At 27.5% G+C, this 20,786-nt stretch carries 14 protein-coding genes; 8 read left to right on the top strand and 6 right to left on the bottom strand.

The genetic code is table 11. The features are described 5' to 3' along the window. Nucleotides 1-3 precede the first annotated feature (3 nt). From CBD51_002810 to CBD51_002800, 3 genes are read left to right on the top strand one after another with little or no spacing between them, the layout of a single operon-like run. Nucleotides 4-1,176 carry a glycosyltransferase gene (locus CBD51_002810; protein RPG59556.1) on the top strand — a complete coding sequence of 391 codons (1,173 nt, stop codon included), beginning with the start codon at nucleotides 4-6 and terminating at the stop codon, nucleotides 1,174-1,176. After that, nucleotides 1,173-2,339: a glycosyltransferase gene (locus CBD51_002805; GenBank protein RPG59555.1), complete on the top strand. Its 1,167-nt coding sequence runs from the start codon at nucleotides 1,173-1,175 to the stop codon at nucleotides 2,337-2,339. Before CBD51_002810 ends, CBD51_002805 begins: the two co-directional genes overlap by 4 nt. Nucleotides 2,340-2,344: 5 nt before the next feature. Beyond that, nucleotides 2,345-3,547: a bifunctional 3,4-dihydroxy-2-butanone-4-phosphate synthase/GTP cyclohydrolase II gene (locus CBD51_002800; GenBank protein ID RPG59554.1), complete on the top strand. Its 1,203-nt coding sequence runs from the start codon at nucleotides 2,345-2,347 to the stop codon at nucleotides 3,545-3,547. A 4-nt stretch (nucleotides 3,548-3,551) separates the two neighbouring features. Here CBD51_002800 and CBD51_002795 read toward each other — a convergent pair whose 3' ends face one another. Beyond that, entirely contained in the window at nucleotides 3,552-7,583 is a 4,032-nt protein-coding gene (locus CBD51_002795; protein ID RPG59553.1) for a hypothetical protein, read from the bottom strand. A 12-nt stretch (nucleotides 7,584-7,595) separates the two neighbouring features. Here CBD51_002795 and tsaD point away from each other — a divergent pair, with 12 nt between their 5' ends. Beyond that, the gene (tsaD, locus tag CBD51_002790) at nucleotides 7,596-8,621 is read left to right on the top strand and encodes a tRNA (adenosine(37)-N6)-threonylcarbamoyltransferase complex transferase subunit TsaD (GenBank protein ID RPG59552.1); all 1,026 of its coding nucleotides are present in this window, start codon (nucleotides 7,596-7,598) and stop codon (nucleotides 8,619-8,621) included. Here tsaD and CBD51_002785 read toward each other — a convergent pair. The 5 genes from CBD51_002785 to CBD51_002765 all read right to left on the bottom strand — a co-directional run bounded on the left by CBD51_002785 (nucleotide 8,615) and on the right by CBD51_002765 (nucleotide 16,598). Then, nucleotides 8,615-9,607, bottom strand: a complete 993-nt coding sequence (locus CBD51_002785; protein ID RPG59551.1) for a type IX secretion system membrane protein PorP/SprF — start codon at nucleotides 9,605-9,607, stop codon at nucleotides 8,615-8,617. The two genes, tsaD and CBD51_002785, sit on opposite strands and share 7 nt — an antisense overlap. Before the next feature lie 55 nt (nucleotides 9,608-9,662). Further along, nucleotides 9,663-12,281: a DNA gyrase/topoisomerase IV subunit A gene (locus CBD51_002780; GenBank protein RPG59550.1), complete on the bottom strand. Its 2,619-nt coding sequence runs from the start codon at nucleotides 12,279-12,281 to the stop codon at nucleotides 9,663-9,665. Next, nucleotides 12,281-14,125: a type IIA DNA topoisomerase subunit B gene (locus tag CBD51_002775; GenBank protein ID RPG59549.1), complete on the bottom strand. Its 1,845-nt coding sequence runs from the start codon at nucleotides 14,123-14,125 to the stop codon at nucleotides 12,281-12,283. The genes CBD51_002780 and CBD51_002775 overlap by 1 nt, the downstream gene beginning before the upstream one ends. A gap of 107 nt (nucleotides 14,126-14,232) precedes the next feature. Continuing rightward, entirely contained in the window at nucleotides 14,233-15,315 is a 1,083-nt protein-coding gene (gene ychF, locus CBD51_002770; protein ID RPG59548.1) for a redox-regulated ATPase YchF, read from the bottom strand. 5 nt (nucleotides 15,316-15,320) lie between these two features. Next, nucleotides 15,321-16,598 carry a serine hydroxymethyltransferase gene (locus tag CBD51_002765; protein RPG59547.1) on the bottom strand — a complete coding sequence of 426 codons (1,278 nt, stop codon included), beginning with the start codon at nucleotides 16,596-16,598 and terminating at the stop codon, nucleotides 15,321-15,323. A 58-nt stretch (nucleotides 16,599-16,656) separates the two neighbouring features. On the opposite strand from CBD51_002765, the gene fahA reads away from it, so the two are divergent. The 4 genes from fahA to CBD51_002745 all read left to right on the top strand — a co-directional run. After that, a complete protein-coding gene (fahA, locus tag CBD51_002760; protein ID RPG59546.1) occupies nucleotides 16,657-17,919 on the top strand; it encodes a fumarylacetoacetase in 1,263 nt (420 codons plus the stop codon). A 25-nt stretch (nucleotides 17,920-17,944) separates the two neighbouring features. Beyond that, complete coding sequence (locus CBD51_002755) at nucleotides 17,945-20,155, top strand: bifunctional (p)ppGpp synthetase/guanosine-3',5'-bis(diphosphate) 3'-pyrophosphohydrolase (GenBank protein RPG59545.1); 2,211 nt, start codon at nucleotides 17,945-17,947, stop codon at nucleotides 20,153-20,155. 3 nt (nucleotides 20,156-20,158) lie between these two features. Continuing rightward, the gene (locus CBD51_002750; protein ID RPG59544.1) at nucleotides 20,159-20,587 is read left to right on the top strand and encodes a transcriptional repressor; all 429 of its coding nucleotides are present in this window, start codon (nucleotides 20,159-20,161) and stop codon (nucleotides 20,585-20,587) included. Then, nucleotides 20,584-20,786 (top strand): adenylosuccinate synthase (locus tag CBD51_002745; GenBank protein RPG59543.1); only part of this gene is annotated, 203 nt, incomplete at its 3' end. The genes CBD51_002750 and CBD51_002745, both read left to right, overlap by 4 nt.

The following is a 20,786-nucleotide window of genomic DNA, read 5'->3' as shown; positions in this document are numbered from 1 at the left end:
AGAATGAAAAAACTACTTATCATAGCTAATAAAGAGGTATTTCCGGCCCTAGATGGAGGATCACTTGCAATTCAAAATTTAGCTCAAAAATTTATTAAACTTGACTATAAAATAGATCTTCTAGCTATAACAAAAAAAAATGACTCATTAAATAAAAAAATCTTTAAGTCAACAATTAACAACAACATAAATCAAATTGTTTTTTATAAAAACATGTCATTAAACTTAAAAGCATTAATGAATAGTCTTCTTTGCAATAATTCATATCAAGCAAATCGATTTTATAGTCGACATATAAAAGATTACATTCAAATGATGATAGATAAAAATGACTATGAAATAATCCTATTTGAAAGTATTTTCACAACAGTATTCCTGAATAAAATTAAGATAAAAAGTTCTGTTAAAATTATTTTAAGAGCACATAACTTAGAACATGAAATATGGGAGAATCTTTCAGGAAAAAACTTTTTAAAAAAAAGCATTTACTTTGTGTTAGCATTGCAAATAAAAAAAATGGAAAAAACTATTCCTAGGGATGTTGATTATATTTTTACAATTTCAAACGAAGATTTTAAGTTCTTTAAAAAACTTTATCCAAAAAAAACTCATAATATACCTGTTACCTTTAATGTAAAAAAAAGCGAAAAACAAAAAATAAAAAACAGCATTGTGCATTTAGGCGCAATGGATTGGAAACCAAATTTAGAAGGAATAAATTGGTTTTTAAAATCTGTTTTCCCAAAAATACTTAATTCAAAGCATAGAATTAACGTATATATTGCAGGAAAAAAAATGCCTGCAAAATACTTAAAAAAACAACTTAAGAATACAAAAATCCAATCTGAAATTGCAAATGCAGAATCATATATTTCCAATAAAGAGGTTTTATTTGTTCCTTTATTTTCTGGAAGCGGTATAAGAATTAAAATCCTTGAAGGTATGGCTTTGGGGATTCCAGTTATCACAACAACTAAAGGAGCACAAGGAATTCCATGTTCTAGTGGAAAAAATATATTAATTGCAGACAATGCTGATGATTTCTTTGATTCCATTGAACTATTAATCAATGACAAAAACTATGCTAAAAAAATTGGAACCAATGGTCAAAAAATTATTCAAGAACATTTTTCTGAAATGAATGTTGTAACCAAAATAAATGAAATTTTAAAATGAGTCGAAAAAAAATTATCATTTTAACATCTAGATATCCATTTCCCCTAGACAAGGGTGATAAACTACGAATATACCATCAAATTAAAAATTTATCAATTGTTCATGATATTTACTTAATTTCAATAAATACCGAATCCCCAATACAAAAACACAAAATAAAAGAATTAAAAAAATTCTGTAAAGAAGTTCATGTATTAAATACTGATTCATTTACTATTTTATTTAATACTTTAAAATCTTTTATAATTAAGGAACCTCTGCAAGTAGGTTATTTTTACTCCAAAAAAAATCAAAGTAAAATTAATAAGATTATTAAAAAGATTAGACCAGATTGGGTTTTTAGCCAGTTAATTAGAACTTCTAAATACTTAGCAAAATATGAAAACAATATTATTGATTACATGGATACTATGTCTAAAGGAATTGAACGTCGAATATCAAATTTTCCAAAAATTATTCAGCCATTGATTAATCATGAATTTCATATTACAAAAAAATATGAAAACTATATTTTTGATAAATTTAAAAAGCATACAATAATAACTAAAAATGATCAACAGTATATTTCTCATAAAAACAACAAAATTATCCAAATAATACCTAATGGAGTTGACACTAAATTCTTTAAACCTAATACTGAAATTCAAAAAAAATTTGATATAGTATTTATCGGGAATATGAGCTATCCACCCAACGTAGAGGCAGCAACTTATCTTTGTAAAAAGATTCTTCCTTTGATTGAAAAACAACATAAATCATGTAATATATTGATAGGTGGCACTAACCCAAGTAACAAAGTTTTAAGCTTAAGACAAAAAAACATCCATATTTCTGGATGGGTGGAGGATATAAGAGATCTTTATTCATTAGGACGTGTTTTTGTAGCTCCAATGTTTATTGGTACGGGTTTACAAAATAAACTATTAGAAGCTATGTCAATGGGAATTCCATGTATTACAACTGACTTAGCTAATAATGCATTATTAGCTAGTAAAGAACAAATTATAACTGCTAATTCTAAGAATGAATTTGCAAATTCTTGTATTAAAATTCTAAAAAACAAAGAATTATATAATAAATTAAGAGATAACGGATTAAAATTTGTTAAAAAAACATATGATTGGAAAAAAATTAATAATAAATTGGGTGAGCTTTTTAATTAAAAAAAATGAAAGAAAAATTAAATACCATATCTGAGGCTATTGAAGATATTAAAAAAGGAAAGTTAGTTATTGTGGTGGACGATGAAAATAGAGAAAATGAAGGTGATTTTATTGGTGCTGCAGAAAAAGTAACACCTGATATGATTAATTTTATGGCAACTCAGGGAAGAGGTTTAATATGTGTTCCATTAATTCAAAAAAGATGCGAGGAACTAGATTTAGATTTAATGGTTGGTAAAAATACTGATCCAATGAAGACACAATTTACTGTATCTGTTGATAAAATTGGTGATGGATGCAGTACAGGAATATCTGCCCATGATAGATGTAAAACTGTTATGGCTTTAGCAGACTCTAAAACCAAGATAAATGACTTGTCTAGGCCAGGACATATTTTTCCACTAAAAGCAATGGAAGGAGGAGTTTTAAGAAGAGCTGGACACACTGAAGCTGCAATTGACCTAGCAAGATTAGCAGGTTTAGAACCATGTGGTGTTATCGTTGAAGTTATGAATAAGGACGGGAGTATGGCGAAACTAACTGATTTAAAAAAAATTGCAAAAAAATATAAATTAAAAATAATTTCAATTGAAGATTTAATTGCATATAGATTAAAACATGAAAGCTTAATTCGTAAAGAGGTAGAAGTTCAATTACCAACAAAATATGGCCAGTTTAAACTGATTGCATACAAACAAATTAATACTGGAGAAGAACATTTAGCGATAGTAAAAGGAAAGTGGGAATATGATGAAGTAATTTTAACTAGAGTACACTCATCATGTTTCACTGGAGATATTCTAGGCTCATTAAGGTGTGATTGTGGTGACCAATTATCTTTAGCACTTGAAATGATTCAAAAAGAAGGAAAGGGCGTTGTTTTATACATGAATCAGGAAGGTAGAGGTATTGGGTTGCTTAATAAATTAAAGTCATATAAATTACAAGAAAAAGGGCTTGATACTGTGGAGGCTAATATTCAATTAGGTTTTAAAATGGATGAAAGAGATTATGGAGTTGGTGCCCAAATACTTAGAGATTTAGGCATAGCTAAACTAAAGTTACTAACGAATAACCCTAAAAAACGTACAGGACTAATCTCATATGGGCTTAAAATTATTGAAAATGTGCCTTTAATAACATGTAAAAATGAACATAATGAAAAATATTTAAAAACAAAAAAAGATAAAATGCAGCATAGATTATAAAAAATTAATTTTTCTCCCTTTTGTTTCGTCGAAATAACTCCCTAAAACTATTAAATTGTTTTTTAAAGAATATGCCAAATCCTTGTTCATATCCTAGTGACTCGGACAAAGGGTCATAATTTTCAGCTCGATTAAAAACTCTTAATTTAAGTCTACCGTCTTTAAAGAAATTATACTCAATATCTAAATCACCAATAATATCAGCTTGAGATTGTTCTGGGGGTGTACCAACATTACCATTAACTACTACCCTATCATCTAAAAACTTTTTACTAACTGCTAGTTCAACTTGTTGATAACTTAATGAATCTCCAGTTCCTGGAACCCATTTAAATCCTAAGTCAAAAGCATCGGTTGTTTGTGATAACCAATTAGAAAGTTGATTAGATAATAATTCTGTCCCTGTTGTAGCTAAAGTATTTCCTAAATAATCTATACTAGGGTCATTTTCTATTAAAAAGCTATTTGCAAGTAACAAATACAAAAACTGTTCTAATAACTTTTGATCTGTATTAGTTAAAGTTTCCAAGGAAGTTTCTATAATTTGATCAGAATTTGGAATATCAATAAAAAATTCAATATCCGGATTCAATAAATCTTGAGACATTTTCATACCACAAATTACAGGGGATTTAACTTGACGATCATAATTTAAATTCAAAGGATTTAATGACGCTTGAACATTATATAAAACATCTAAATCAATTTTAGCATTATGAGGATGACCATTAAATCTAATTAATCCTCCATCATTGATTTGAAAACTTTTAGTAATCACATCTTGAAGAGTAAATAAATAATTACCTTCTTCAATAATAAAATCTCCAAAAACCTCTAGATCTCCAAGATCGTTAATTTTTAAATATAAACTTCCCTGACCGTAACCCTTAATTAAATCACCAATTTCTTCATCAAAAATTAACTGAATTTGTGAGTTATTTTTAATATCTAAATTAAAATTCATATTAAATTTTGATTTTTCATCAACAATAACTTGCTCATCTTGAATGAGCTCATTATTTAAAAATTTTATAAACTGATTATCTCTAATATTTCTAGATTTTGATAATGGAATCATAACAACTGAACCATCTTTAGCTTCTGCATCAATATTTAATGTTGTATTATTATTATTACCATTAATCATCATGTTACCTGCTAAAAATCCTCTGCCATAATAATTGTTATTATCAAACTTAGACGTATTAAAAGTAAATAAACTATCAGTCTTAATAGACAATTGATATTCCATATCTCTTAGAGCTTTATGTTCAATAGTACCATTTAAAACTGCCTCTGTTTGATACTGAATGTCGAAAAAGGAAAATTCTTGGATAATAATAGAATCATTTGTGAAATAAGTCTCTAATGTATCATAATCATTAAAATAAGTTTGTTGTAAATAAGGTACATTAAAATTTAAATTATTGGTTTTTGTACTTCCTGATAAAATATAATTATCAATAATACCATTTACACGAATATTACCATTTGTATTCCCTGATAAATTAGAAATTGGATTTAGTAAATCGTCTAAAACATCTATTGGGAAATTATTAAAATTAATTTCTGCATTAATATAATTAGTTCCATCAAAAGGATATTGAGCATCAAAACTCATAATATTTTCCTTATTACTAATAGTTCCATAAGAGTATAATGAATCATTTTTTTCATTAAAAGAATTATTTAAATTTAATGTCCCTAGATTTACATTATTAAATGTAAACTCATCAACCTCGAAGTTGCCGACTAAACTTGGAAAATAAGATTTATTATAAAAAATATTTCCATGAACCAAACCATCAAAACTCATGTTAGAATTGGGCAAAAAGGGGTTAAGATGATGTAATGCAAATTTTTGAAATGAAAAATTTAAATTTGATTGTTTATTTAAAAAACCATCTACAATCAAAGATTCCTGATTTAAGTTAATTGAAAAATCCTTAAACTCTAATCCTTTTTTATCTAATATAACTTGAGACAACGAATCTATAAACCAGGACTTATTGGAAAAATTAATAAAAGAGTTTTTATCAAAATAAAACACCAAATTACTGTCATAAATATCAAAATTTCCTTTGATGACCCCTTTCTTTTTATTTAATTCTTCAGAATATGTCAGATTATAATTTCCTTTACTATTATTAGTAATATCACTTAATAAAGAAAAATCATTAAGGGATAATTTATCTGAAAAAACAACTGAGTCAATCGAACAAACAATGTTTAAATCATTATTATTATGTGATGATACATTAACATTATAAAAATTTGTATTTAAATAATTTAGTTTAGGTGATTTTAAATTAAAATGCGATAAATTAAAATCATCATATAAAATAGACAAATTTAAAATATCATCAAATTGAAATTGATTTGAAAATATTTCTGAAACAACAGATGCTTTTGAAAGATTAACATCACAATATAAATTTGCAAGATGATTATTTTTCTTTTTAAAATCTATAATAATATTACCAATTGATGAAACTAAATTAAGTTTCATAGAATTAGAACTTTTCTCGTGAATTGTTAAATCAAAATAATCAATGAATTTAATTTGATTATCAAAATTATATTTAAAATTCTTTAGTTTAATATTTGAACTCCAACTATCTATATTAATATTATTAACTTCAAATTCTGTTGATATAAAATCTAAAGACCTATTAACTGGAAATTTTAGTGCATTTAAATTTGCATAATTAATTAATCCATCAATACTTGATATTTCTGAAAAGTTGAACGAATTATTTGCTATAGATTTATTTAAAGATGTTGAAAATTGAGCATTAACCAAATCATCAGAGATTTTTCCAAAAATATTATAAATTTGATTATCTAAATATGCACTTAAAACAATATTTTTGTAGTTGTAATCATTATAATATATATTAGATATATTACATGAAAAATCATCAATGTGATTATCAACAAACTTAAATTTAGCGTGAGAGTTAGTCAGACTAAAAAGATCATTATCAATTAAACCACCTAAATTAAAATCCTTTAAATCAACGTGTAAATTAGTTGTTTTTAAAGAATCTTTGTTAAATAAATAAGTGATTTCACCGTAATCCATATTTATAGTTCCGTATCCTTTAAACTCATTGGACGCGTAATCATTAAATACGCAACTTCCTTGAAAAATTATATTTTTTGAAAATTTTTGATGTTTGGGTAAGACATTAAAATCTATCAAGCCCAATTTTATGTTTAAAAAATTAAGACGAATCTCATTGTAATTTTTAGTGACATGTATATCTAAATTACTATTTTCTGTAAATAAATTCCCTTTAAAGTCAATCGAGTCATTGAGGAGTTTTAAATCACCAGAAAAATTTATATAAGAAGAATTGAAAACAGAATCCTTAAAACTAAAGGAATTAAATAGTTTCTCATCAGTATTAATTAAAGCACTATCAATTTGAAAAAAAAGAATGGAGTCCCGAAGAAGAAGATCTGTATTTATATATAAATCATTATGTTTAATTAAAATATTTTGAATAGAAAAATCTATATCATTAATTTTGACATCACTAAGTTTTAAGTCTAAACAAGTCATTTGACCTGTTGAAATACTTGACAAACAAGTATTATTAAACTTAATTTCAGATATAGTAATATCTCTATTAAGTGAATTAATTTTAGATAGAAAGGTGAAAAGTGATTTTTTATTATTTTTAGATTTTTCTAATATATTAAAGCTAGGGGAATCAATTAATATTTTATTTATTACTATAGTTTTAGAAAAAAATACATCAAGTAATGATAACTTAAAAGATAAATTTGGAACATGTAATATAGTATCATTTTTTTTCTCTTCAAATAAAGATAAATCTGCATACAAACCACCACTCAATAAATCATATTGAATCTCATCTAGTTTAATAACACTGTTATTTTCAATAGATAACTGATTAAAATAATTTTCAATAATTTTTTTTTGAAAAAAAGAATTATTAATAATTAAAATAATTATTAAAAATAAAAATAAAGATGCGAATAATATTTTTTGTAGGTTTATATTCAATGATATTATATTATGATAAACAAAGTTAATAAAGATATTATTATTTTAGGTATTGAAACATCATGTGATGACACATCAATCTCAATTTCAAAAAACAAAAAAATACTATCAAATATAGTGTCTAACCAAATAGTTCACAAAAAATATGGCGGAGTTGTTCCAGAAATCGCATCTAGAGAGCATCAAAAAAATATAATACCAACTTTAATTTTAGCGCTTAAAAAAGCTAAAATTTCTCTAAACATGATTAATGCGATTGCTTTTACAAGAGGACCCGGACTAATGGGTTCATTACTCGTAGGTAGCTCATTTGCTAAAAGTCTATCATTAGCATTAAAAAAACCTTTAATTGAAGTAAATCATATGGAGGCACATGTACTAGCAAATTGTATTGACAATGAACCTGATTTCCCCCTAATTTGTCTAACTGTTTCAGGAGGGCATACGCAATTAGTATATGTTGAAGACGTAAATAATATTAAACTAATAGGTGAAACATTGGATGATTCTGCTGGTGAGACATTTGATAAATGTGCGAAAATGTTAAAACTAGACTATCCTGGTGGACCTGAAATTGAAAAAAACGCATTTAATGGGAATCCACATGCTTTTCATTTTACAAAACCTCAAGTAAAAGGTTTAAATTTTAGTTTTAGTGGATTAAAAACTAATATTAAACGTTTAATTGAAAAAGAAGTTAATAGTGATAATTCTTTAGAAACAAAAAAATCAGACTTGTGTGCTTCGATACAACATACAATTATCAGAGTACTTATTGAGAAATTAGAATTAGCAATAAAAAAATTCAATGTAAAAAACATCGCAATTTCTGGTGGAGTCGCTGCAAATCAAAGTTTTAGAAACGAAATACTATTATTAAAAAAACGCTACAAAGTATATATATATATACCAAAAAAAGAATACTCTACAGATAATGGTGCTATGATTGCAATTGCTGGTCATTACAAATATCAAATGAAAGATTTTACGAATTTAAAAGTTGATATAAAACCTAGATATCGATTAGAAACTTATTGATATTGTAAATTGATATCATTACTCCAATTGAAAAACTTAGTATTATTCAAGTAAAAAACAAGTCCAAACTCATGAGAAGAATTTGAAAATTGACCAATCGGTCCATTATTTATATCAATTGCATAAACAAAACCAAATCTACCATACTTTACACCAAATCCAGCTAATACTTCTTTATTAGTTCTATAGCCGCAAGAAAACCAAAAAAGTTCATTAAAGCTAGCCTTAATATTAAAATCAAATTGTGCACCCGAATAGGAGGTGTTACGCATTAAAATAGTTTGCTCTAAGCCAATCTTGGAACTAGTATTAAAATAATTATAACCTAATAAAGCATATACATGACGAACTAGTTGATTGGGAGGTCCATTACCTACATTTGATAACGGAGAGGATTGTAATAAATTTAATACAGAAAAGCCTGCATATAAAAAGTCATTATAAATAAATAAACCAAAATTAGCATCTAAATTCGTTTTTTTCTCTGAATTATCTAGAGCAGGATCATATTGGAGATCACTATTTAAATTTCCTTCCATATTATGATTAACTAAATCTGCATTGTACAAATACTGATATGGAACTAAGCCTAAACCTAATGAAAGGTTGTAATCAGAAATTAAAGGAAATTTAAAAGAATAATCCAACTCTAAACCAGTGATTCGAATTGCTCCAGTATTATCTTGAAATAAAGTACCACCTACACCTTGGGTCTCACTTAATGCATAGTTACCAGACAAAGAAATTGTATTAATGCCATCAGCAAAACCTATCCATTGGCTTCTACTAGTTAAATTTACAGAAGAAATCGCACTGACACCTGCAAATGAGGGATTGATAATTAATGGATTATAAATATACTGATTATGTAAAGGAATTTGTTGACCAAGTATTAAACTAGGAAATGAAAAACTCAGTAAACATAAAATGCCAAAACAATACTTATAAATTTGTGCGATAATATTTTGTTTAATTTTACTACCCATTTTATCAAAATTATAGTTTAATATACATTTTTAAAAGTTATAAAATACAAATAAATTAAAAATTCATCTGTATTTGACCACCTTTCGAATTTAAATCATCCTTGTTAACATTATCTATTTCATTCTTATCATTATGAGAAAAACTAACATCTTCTACTTCACTATTAATATGCTCAATGTTTTCTAATTTAACTTTAGAAATCTTTTTTACAGGGTGTTTTGATAATTGATTTCCTACAGCTGCTACTCCCTTAATAGAAATAAAATCTATTGGATTAATAATTTGATTTTCTCTAGCATTCTTATTTCTAGGCTTAAGAAATGACAATTCTAATCCATGTTTTGAATCAGAACATATAAATTCTAAATAACTTTCTTTGCCTTGATCAATAAAGTAAACTTTCTTTGTTTTTAATTCAGGAGTAAATCTTTTTATATAAAATTGATTTTTACTGCCATAAAAATATACTGCCGTAATTGATTTATTTGAAGAAAATTTTTCTATTAATACCATATCTTCTGGAAAGTGGGTAGAAAGGTCATAAGATACAAAATCAAAATAACCAGATGAGGAAACAATAATAATTTTATCATCAGCCATAAACTCACCTAAAAACTCACCCCTTTCATCTTCATTTAATCTATTAATTGAATTATCATACCATATTTTTTTACCTGACAAAGTAGATATTCCTTGAGTTTTTAATTCAACTCTATTAATGCTATGCTGAGTTATTATATTTCCACGTACTGATCTATTTTTAATCAAAATATCTTTAAAATCAATATCGAATTTTAATTTTTTCAATTTAGACTTTGCCCGTAAAATTATTGAAACTACTTCTGCTTCCCCATTTTTATTTGCTGTAAAATATAAAACTGTTGACTTTCCAGAACCAGCAAGCAAATACTGCTTATCTCTTGTAACACCTTTAACAGGAAAACGTTTAACATATGTTTTATTAGAAATATTATCACGATAAATCATATTGTATATTGTTCTCTCATCATTTTTTTTAAAAACAGCTACATGAATAATATCTTTTCCAACAAAAGATTTATTAGCTGTTTTTGTAACAACCATATTTCCATCTTTTTTAAAGACAATTAAATTATCTATGTCCGAACATTCACAAACAAATTCATCTTTTCTTAAAGATGTTCCAACAAAGCCATCTTTTCTATTAACATATAACCTTTGATTAGCAATAGCTACTTTTGTTGCTATAATCTTATCAAAGATCCTAATTTCGGTTTTTCTTTGTTTTCCATTACTATGGTCCTTCTTAATATTTTTGAAATAACTAATTGAATATTCTGTAATATTTTGGATGTTTTCTTTAGTGATTTTAATTAATGACTCAATAGATTTGATCTTTTCTTGTTCTTTATTTAAATCATATCTTGTGATTTTTTTAATTTTAATATCAGTCAATTGAACAATATCATCATTAGTAACCTTTCTTATTAATGTTTTTTCATAAGGAATTATGGAATTATATATAACTTGAATTACTTCATCCCAAGAGGTTAACTCTTCAATCTTTCTATAAATTCTATTTTCAATAAAAATCCGCTCAAGAGATAAAAATTGCCACCTATCTTCTAATTCTGATAATTTAATTTGGAGTTCTTTAAGTAAAATATTCTTAGTATTATCTGTTGATATTTTTAAGATTTCACTAACACCCAAAAAGACGGGCTTATCATTTAAAATCACACAAGAAAGAGGTGAAATCGAAACTTGACAATCTGTAAATGCATATAAAGCATCTATTGTTTTATCAACAGATACACCAGAGGGTAAATAAATTAAAATCTCAACATTTTCAGCTGTATTGTCTTCAATCTTTTTAATTTTTATTTTACCTTTTTCGTTTGCTCTTAAAATTGATTCAATTAAACTAGTAGTAGTAGTATTGTAAGGAATCTCATTTATTTTTAAAACATTAGATTCAGAATTAATAATTTTAGCTCTAACAACTACCTTTCCTCCTCTTTTTCCATCGTTATAATCAGAAAAATCTGCAACACCGCCAGTTAAAAAATCAGGAAAAATACGTTTCCCCTTGCCTTTTAGGATAGATATAGAAGCATCAATTAATTCAATAAAATTATGTGGTAAAATTTTGGTAGAGAGACCAACAGCAATTCCTTCTGCACCTTGATTTAAAAGAAGAGGAAATTTAATTGGTAAAGAAGTTGGTTCTTTAGTACGACCATCATATGAAGATTGCCAATCTGTTACTTTTGGACTAAATACTACATCTAATGCAAATTTTGTTAATCTAGCCTCAATATATCTAGGGGCAGCAGCTCTATCACCTGTAGTAATATTTCCCCAGTTCCCCTGCATATCAATAAGGAGTTCTTTTTGACCTACTTTTACAAGTGCATCGCCAATTGAAGCATCACCATGAGGATGATACTTCATTGTATTACCAATTATATTTGCCACCTTATGATATCTACCATCATGAAGCTCTCTTAAAGAATGAAGTATTCTACGTTGAACAGGCTTTAAACCATCGTAAATTAGAGGAACTGATCTTTCAAGAATAACATAAGAAGCGTAGTCTAAAAACCAACCCTTATACATTTCAGAAATGGGGACTAGTTTAACCAACATATCATCATTATTTGAAAATTCAACTATATTTTCATTATCCATCATTAATTTTCATTTAAAGTATCATCAACTTTTAAATTATCAATTATAAAGCTTTGTCTATCTGGTGTATTTTTTCCCATGTAAAATTTTAATAAATCATCAATTGTTTCCCCTTTTAAAACAACTGGGTCAAGTCTCATATCAGGTCCAATAAATGCTTTAAATTCGGAAGGGGAAATTTCTCCTAGACCTTTAAATCTTGTAACTTCAAGATTACCATTTAATTTATCCTCAGCTTCTTTTTTCTCTTTTTCATCATAACAATAAATTGTTGCCTTTTTGTTACGAACTCTAAACAAAGGAGTTTGTAAAATATATAAATGCTTTTCTTTAATTAAATCAGGAAAAAATTGTAGAAAAAATGTAATTAAAAGAAGTCTTATATGCATACCATCTACATCCGCATCTGTTGCGATTACAATATTATTATATCTCAAATTATCCAAATCCTCCTCAATATTTAAAGCATTTTGCAATAGATTAAACTCTTCATTTTCATAAACTATTCTTTTTGTTAAACCATAAGAATTCAATGGTTTTCCCTTTAAACTGAAAACAGCCTGGGTTTGGACATCCCTAGATTTTGTTATTGAACCACTAGCAGAATCACCCTCAGTAATAAAAATGGTTGTTTCAAGTCTTCTGTCTTGTTTTAAATTATTATAATGGATTTTACAATCTCTTAATTTACGATTATGCAAATTGGCTTTCTTAGCTCTTTCTCGGCTGATTTTTTTAATACCGGACAATTCCTTCCTTTCACGTTCAGATTGTTGGATTTTTTTATGCAACAAATCTGATAACTCAGGATTCTTATGAAGAAAATTATCTAAACTTGTCTTAATAAAATCATTTACATATGTTCTTATAGTAGGTAAAGCCCCCCCCATATCAGCAGAACCTAATTTAGTTTTTGTTTGTGACTCAAAGACTGGCTCCATAACTTTAATACTTATTGCAGCAATAATTGATTGTCTAATATCAGAAGCATCATAATTTTTTTTATAAAATTCTCTAATAGTTTTAACAATACTCTCTCTTAATGCTGATTGGTGAGTGCCACCTTGAGCAGTGTGTTGTCCATTTACAAAAGAAAAGTATGTTTCACCATATTTTTGAATTGAGTGACTTAAAGCTATTTCAATATCTTCACCTTTTAAATGAATTATTGGATAATTCAATTTAGACTCAATATTTGCAGTTAATAAATCATGTAAACCATTTTCAGAAAAAAACTTATCACCATTATAAACAATTGTTAAACCAGGATTTAAATAAACATAATTCCAAATCATACTTACAATATGATCATCTAAAAATCGAAACTGACCAAATATATTTGTGTCAGGAATGAATGCAACCCTTGTACCATTTCTTTGAGAAGTTTCGGTAATTTGAGCATCATTGACTATCTTTCCACGCTCAAATTCAGCAAGCTTTGTATTCTTATCTCTATTGCTTTGGATTTTAAAATATTCTGATAATGCGTTTACAGCTTTAGTTCCTACACCATTCAAACCTACTGCCTTTTTAAAGGCTTTTGTGTCATACTTACCACCGGTATTAATTTTTGATACACAATCAATTACCTTACCAAGTGGAATTCCTCTTCCATAGTCTCTTACAATTACCTTTTGCCCTCTCACACTTACATCAATTGTTTTACCAAACCCCATTACAAACTCATCCATGGAATTATCTAGTACCTCTTTTAGTAAAACATAAATGCCATCATCATGAGAATTTCCATCACCGAGTTTTCCAATATACATACCTGGACGCATACGAATATGCTCTTTCCAATCAAGTGATTTAATACTTTGTTCTGTATATTGATGTTGAGGCATTGAAATTTATGAATTATTATAAATATAGATTTAAATCTACAAAAGAATAAAAATTAAACATACATGGAACATTTAAAACTTATTAACAATGAAAACAATAAAGATTATTATACATTAAATCTAAAATGAATTACATCACCATCTTTCACAAGATAGTTTTTACCTTCGATTGCAATTTTACCAGCTTCTCTACAAGCATGCTCAGTTTCATAAGCTAGTCTGTCTTCATAAGAAATAACTTCGGCTCTAATAAAGCCTTTTTCGAAATCTGAGTGAATTACTCCGGCAGCTTGTGGAGCAAATGCTCCTTGTTTAATAGTCCATGCACGAACCTCTTTCTCTCCTGCGGTAAAAAAAGTTTGCAATCCCAATAAAGAATATGCAGAACGAATAATTTTATTTACGCCTGGTTCTTCTAATCCAATTTCATTTAAAAATTCTTTTTTATCAGAAGATGATTCAAGTTCATTAATATCCGCTTCTATTGCAGCAGAAATAATTAATATTTCTGCAACATCATTAGAAATTGATTGCTCAACCATTTTGGTGAAAGTATTACCTTTTATTGATGCTTCATCAACATTACAAACATATAAGACTGGTTTATTAGTTAGTAAGTTTAAATCGACAACACAGTCATCATTTACCACATCCAAAGTTCTCGCAGAATTACCTGATAATAAATGATTGTAATACAGATTTATAATATCAACATCTTTTTTAGCATTTTTATCACCAGAAGCTGCAAGACGTTTTAGACTGTCTTTCTTTTTCTCAAGAGTCTCTAAATCTTTTAGTTGTAATTCTAGTTCAACAGTTTCTTTGTCACTCACTGGGTCTATCAAACCATCAACATGTGTAATATTTGTGTCTTCAAAACAACGTAAAACATGAATAATTGCATTAGTTTCTCTAATATTAGCTAAGAATTTATTACCCAAACCTTCTCCTTTACTAGCCCCTTTAACAAGGCCCGCAATATCTACAATCTCAATTATTGCAGGTTGCACATTTTGAGGCTTTATTAAATCTGCTAATTGATCCAATCTCTTATCTGGAACGGGAATAATACCAACATTTGGTTCTATTGTTGCAAAAGGATAATTTGCTGCCATTGCTCTTGCACTTGATAAACAATTAAACAATGTTGATTTGCCTACGTTAGGTAGTCCAACTATACCACACTTCATAATTATTAATATTTAAAAATTGGAAACTGCTTCATAAATGTATTAATATTTTTACATAAATCACTTAAGGTTTTTTTGTTTTGAAATAGCGTAATTGCTTCATCAATATACTCTACAACTTTATCCATATCGTTTTCTTGCATTCCTCTTGTAGTAATTGCTGCTGAACCAATTCTAATACCTGAAGTAATAAATGGAGACATAGTGTCAAAGGGAACCATATTCTTATTTACAGTAATATCTGCCATACCAAGAGCATATTCCGCATCCTTGCCTGTAATATTTTTAGACCTTAAATCAATTAAAATACAATGGTTATCTGTTCCATTTGATACAATATCATAACCTAAAGAAGATAAACCATCTGATAATCTTTTTGCATTTTTTTGAACCCTAACCATATATTGAAAAAAATCATCTTGTAATGCCTCTCTAAAGGCAACTGCTTTAGCTGCAATAATATGTTCTAATGGACCTCCTTGAGAACCTGGAAAAACTGCAGAATTTAAAATTGTTGACATCATCAAAAGATCACCTTTTTTGTTTGTTCGTTTCCAAGGGTTTTCAAAATCTTTTTTCATCATTATTACACCACCACGTGGACCTCTTAGAGTTTTATGAGTAGTTGTAGTAATTATATCACAAAAATCGAGAGGATCATTTAACAAGCCCTTAGCAATTAATCCTGATGGATGTGAAATGTCAGCTAATAAAATTGCTCCAATTTCATCAGCTAACTTCCTAAAAAACGAATAATCCCAATCTCTTGAGTAGGCAGATGCACCGCAAATAATCATTTTAGGCATCTCTTTGAGAGCAGTTTCTTTTAATTGAGCATAATTAATTAGTCCAGTTTCTTTACTTACACCATAAAAATAAGGTTTATATAATTTTCCTGAAAAATTGACAGGCGAACCATGTGTTAAATGCCCACCATGAGATAAGTCAAAACCAAGGATTTTGTCTCCTGGATGTAAACATGCTAAATAAACTGCACTATTTGCTTGAGAACCTGAGTGAGGTTGCACATTTGCATATTCAGCATTAAATAAAATCTTTAACCTTTTAATTGCTTCATTTTCAATCTTATCAACAATATGACATCCACCATAATATCTTCTACCGGGATATCCTTCAGCATATTTATTGGTTAAAATTGAACCTGCTGCATCTAACACATTTTGACTAACATAATTCTCTGAAGCTATTAATTCAATTCCTTGAATTTGACGCTTTTGTTCATTTTCAATTAAAGAAAAGATATCTTTATCTAAGTTTTTCATAATTTTCGATATTCAAATAAAATTTAAATATATTTATTTTCATTAAAATAATAATAGGATGATAAAAGCAAATGACATTAATAGAAAATCCTGGATCAAATATAATGATGATTCAGATTTTCCAATTCAAAATATTCCCTTTGGTGCATTTAAACTGAATAATAACGAAATACATTTAGCTTCAATTATTGGAGACACTGTTATAAGTTTAACTAAACTAGAAGAACTTGGATATTTTAAAGAAACAAAATTAATTCCCAAAACTTTTCATAAAAGTTTAAATAAATTTTTAAAGCAAGGAAAGAAAATATGGAGAGAAGTTCGAGATGAAATAGCCACAATATTTGATATCAACAATACTGAGTTACAACATAATCTTATCCATAAAGAACAAACACTATTTAAGCTCGAAAATATTCAACTAATAAAACCGGTCAATATTGGTGATTATACGGATTTTTACTCAAGTAAAGATCATGCAACAAATGTAGGCAAAATGTTTCGAGATCCAGAAAATGCATTATTACCAAATTGGCTACATATCCCTGTAGGATACCATGGGAGATCATCCTCAATTATAATTTCTGAAACAAATGTAAAAAGACCGTCAGGTCAAATAATTGACAAATCAACTAATCAAACAACTTTATCTCCAACAAGATTATTAGATTTTGAATTGGAAATGGGATTTATTACTGGTGAAGGAAAACCCTTGGGGCAATCTATTTCCACTTCAGAAGCAGAAAATTATATTTTTGGCCTATGTCTTTTTAATGACTGGTCAGCCAGAGATATTCAAAAGTTTGAATACGTCCCTTTAGGTCCATTTTTAGGTAAAAGTTTCGCATCTAGTATTTCTCCTTGGATTGTAACTCTAGATGCTTTAGAAGCATTTAAAATTTATGGAGAAGAACAAAAACCAGAGGTAACTTCATATTTAAAATTTACAGGTCCTAAAAACTATGATATTAAACTTGACGTTTTTATTCAGCCTAATAATGAATCTCCAACTAAGGTTTCATCCTCAAACTTTAAATATATGTATTGGAATATGTGTCAACAACTGGCTCACCATACAATTAACGGATGCAATATTAAAGCTGGAGATATGATGGCTTCAGGAACAATATCTGGTCCAGATAAAAGTGAGTTTGGATCTATGTTAGAACTATCCTGGGCTGGGACACAAGAAATAAAATTAAATAATGGAACAATACGAAAATTTTTATTAAATAATGACACAGTTATAATGAAAGGATTTGCTAAAAATAAAGACGTGAAAATTGGATTTGGAGAAGTTAGAAATAAAGTTATTGATTAAGTAATCAATTTTATCTAAATAAAGCATGAAAAATAATAATGAACAAATAGAAAAAAAAATTATTATTAATCAATATAGGTCGTTGATTCGCAATTTAAATCCTAATATCAACACTCAAGAAAAAAAGCGTATTAGAGCAGCTTTCAACTTGGCAATAAAAGCACATAGTGACACAAGAAGAAAATCGGGCGATCTATTTATAACTCATCCTATATCTGTTGCAAAAATAGTTGCTCGAGATATTGGTTTAGGATCTACCTCTATTATTTGTAGTCTGTTACATGATGTAGTAGAAGATACCGAAATAACTTCTACTGACATTAAAGACCAATTTGGAGAACAAGTACAGTTAATCATTGATGGACTAACCAAAATATCTGGAGTTGTTGATGCTGAAATTTCACTTCAAGCTGAAAATTTTAGAAAAATGATTTTAACTATTTCTAATGATATTCGCGTAGTTCTAATTAAAATTGCTGATAGGTTAGATAACATGCGTTCATTAGATTATCTTACTTTAAAAAATCAACAAAAAATTGCTTCTGAAACACTATATCTCTATGCACCACTTGCTCATCGTTTAGGATTATATTCTATAAAAACTGAACTAGAAGACCTTAGCTTGAAGTATACAGACCCAGATATTTATTTTGATATTTCGAAAAAACTAAATGAAACAAAAAATAACAGAGAAAAATACATTAAAAAATTTATCCGACCTATTAAAGAAAAATTAAAAATTGAGCGTATTAATTGCTCAATAAAAGGAAGACCCAAATCAATTTTTTCAATTAGAAAAAAAATGACAGAAAAAGAGATAGATTTTGAGGAGGTCTTTGATAAATTTGCCATCAGAGTTATTATAGATTGTCCTATTCCAAAAGAGAAAGAATTATGCTGGAAAGTCTACTCTATTGTTACCGATTTTTACAAACCAAACCCTGACAGACTGAGAGACTGGATTTCCAATGCTAAACTTAATGGCTATGAATCATTACATACAACTGTTATGGGAATTGATGGTTCGTGGGTTGAAGTTCAAATTAGAAGCAACAGAATGGATGAAGTAGCAGAAAAAGGTTACGCTGCTCACTGGAAATACAAACAAAATAAGCATGCAAATAAAAAAACTCAAAAGAATTTAGACAGTTGGATTAACAGAGTTAGAGACACACTAGAGTATGATAAAACTTCAGCAGAAGAAACTATTGAAGATTTTAAACTAAATCTTTTTGCAGAAGAAATATTTGTTTTTTCACCAAAAGGTGACTTAGTAACTCTTCCAAATGGTGCTACATCTTTGGATTTTGCATTTCAAATTCATACTGATTTAGGGAAAAGTTGTTTAGGAACAAAAGTAAATGGCAAACTTGTTCCACTAAGTCACAGACTTAAAAGTGGTGATCAAATTGAAATAATTAATTCTAGCAAACAAACTCCTAAAGAAAATTGGTTAGATTTTGTGGTAACTGCAAAAGCAAGAAATAAAATAAAGAATTCCTTAAAACAAGAAAAAAAACAAATTGCAAATAATGGTAAGGAAATTTTAATAAGAAAATTAAAACATTTAAAAATTATATTTTCTGAATCTACTGTTAACGAATTACAAATATATTTTGAATTAAATGACAGCTTGGAATTATTTTATAGGTTAGGAATTGGGAAAATCTCTAATGAACAACTCAAAGAGTTTAAAAACAACAGAGATAGTTGGTATGATTTTATTAAATCAAAGTTTATTAGAAAAAACAAACAAACGTCTCCAACTATTAAAGAAGAAAAGAATAAATTATTAGTGTTTGGAGAAGAAGATGAGGTTCTAGATTATAAAATTGCATCATGTTGCCAACCCATATCTGGCGATAAAGTATTTGGTTTTGTTACAATAAAAGATGGAATTAAAATACATTCCGTATCATGTCCAAATGCAATAAGACTTCGTGCTAATTTTTCTTATAGAATAATTAATTGTAAATGGAAAAGTATTAATAGTATTGATTTTGACGCCTTAATAGAAATAAAAGGGATCGATTCTGTTGGACTTGTAAATAAAATAACTAATATTATATCAAGTCATATGAATGTTAATATGAAATTAGTTAATTTTAACAGCAATGATGGTTTATTTTACGGACGAATCACACTTTTAGTCAAGAATAATACTCATCTTAATAAAGTAATGAGACAAATACAGAAAATAGACGGAGTAAAAACCGTTAACAGATTGAATGAATAATTTATGAACGAAAAAACATTATTAAATCAATATTTAAAAAATCAGAATTTAAGGCAAACTCCTGAAAGATATATTGTTCTTAAATATATATATAAAATAAATACTCATTTTGATATAGATTATTTATATAGTTTTATTAATAAAAAAGAAAAGATTAGTAAGGCAACTATATATAATAATTTAGAAATATTTGTTAAAGCCAAATTAATTAAACAATTACAATTCAATAATAATAAAATCTTGTATGAAAAATCACTACAAAAAAGACAGCATGATCATCTAATTTGTAATGACTGTGGAAAAATAAATGAGTTTTGTGACCCAAGAATTCAAAATATTTTATCTGGTATTGAAAAAACAACTAACTTTCAAATAGAAAGCCATTCATTAAATGTGTTTGGAAATTGTAATAAAGAAAACTGTGAAAAATGAGTGTTGATGTACTATTAGGCCTACAATGGGGTGATGAAGGAAAAGGTAAAATTGTTGATTTTATAAGTAAGAAATATAACATAATAGCTAGATTTCAGGGAGGACCAAATGCAGGTCACACAATTTATATAAATAAAAAAAAACACGTACTACACACTGTACCATCAGGTATATTTAATAAAAATGTTCAAAATATTAT

The organism is Flavobacteriales bacterium TMED191 (genome assembly GCA_002171975.2).
Taxonomy (GTDB): domain Bacteria; phylum Bacteroidota; class Bacteroidia; order Flavobacteriales; family TMED113.
The sequence above is the reverse complement of the archived record's forward strand: the minus strand, read 5'-3'. Positions and strand labels throughout refer to the sequence as shown.

Coding starts and splice junctions, on each gene's coding strand:
- fahA (RPG59546.1), top strand. CDS start 16,657: ATGATAAAAGCAAATGACATTAATAGAAAATCCTGGATCAAATATAAT.
- CBD51_002800 (RPG59554.1), top strand. CDS start 2,345: ATGAAAGAAAAATTAAATACCATATCTGAGGCTATTGAAGATATTAAA.
- tsaD (RPG59552.1), top strand. CDS start 7,596: ATGATAAACAAAGTTAATAAAGATATTATTATTTTAGGTATTGAAACA.
- CBD51_002810 (RPG59556.1), top strand. CDS start 4: ATGAAAAAACTACTTATCATAGCTAATAAAGAGGTATTTCCGGCCCTA.
- CBD51_002805 (RPG59555.1), top strand. CDS start 1,173: ATGAGTCGAAAAAAAATTATCATTTTAACATCTAGATATCCATTTCCC.
- CBD51_002775 (RPG59549.1), bottom strand. CDS start 14,125: ATGCCTCAACATCAATATACAGAACAAAGTATTAAATCACTTGATTGG.
- CBD51_002765 (RPG59547.1), bottom strand. CDS start 16,598: ATGAAAAACTTAGATAAAGATATCTTTTCTTTAATTGAAAATGAACAA.
- ychF (RPG59548.1), bottom strand. CDS start 15,315: ATGAAGTGTGGTATAGTTGGACTACCTAACGTAGGCAAATCAACATTG.
- CBD51_002755 (RPG59545.1), top strand. CDS start 17,945: ATGAAAAATAATAATGAACAAATAGAAAAAAAAATTATTATTAATCAA.
- CBD51_002750 (RPG59544.1), top strand. CDS start 20,159: ATGAACGAAAAAACATTATTAAATCAATATTTAAAAAATCAGAATTTA.
- CBD51_002780 (RPG59550.1), bottom strand. CDS start 12,281: ATGATGGATAATGAAAATATAGTTGAATTTTCAAATAATGATGATATG.
- CBD51_002785 (RPG59551.1), bottom strand. CDS start 9,607: ATGGGTAGTAAAATTAAACAAAATATTATCGCACAAATTTATAAGTAT.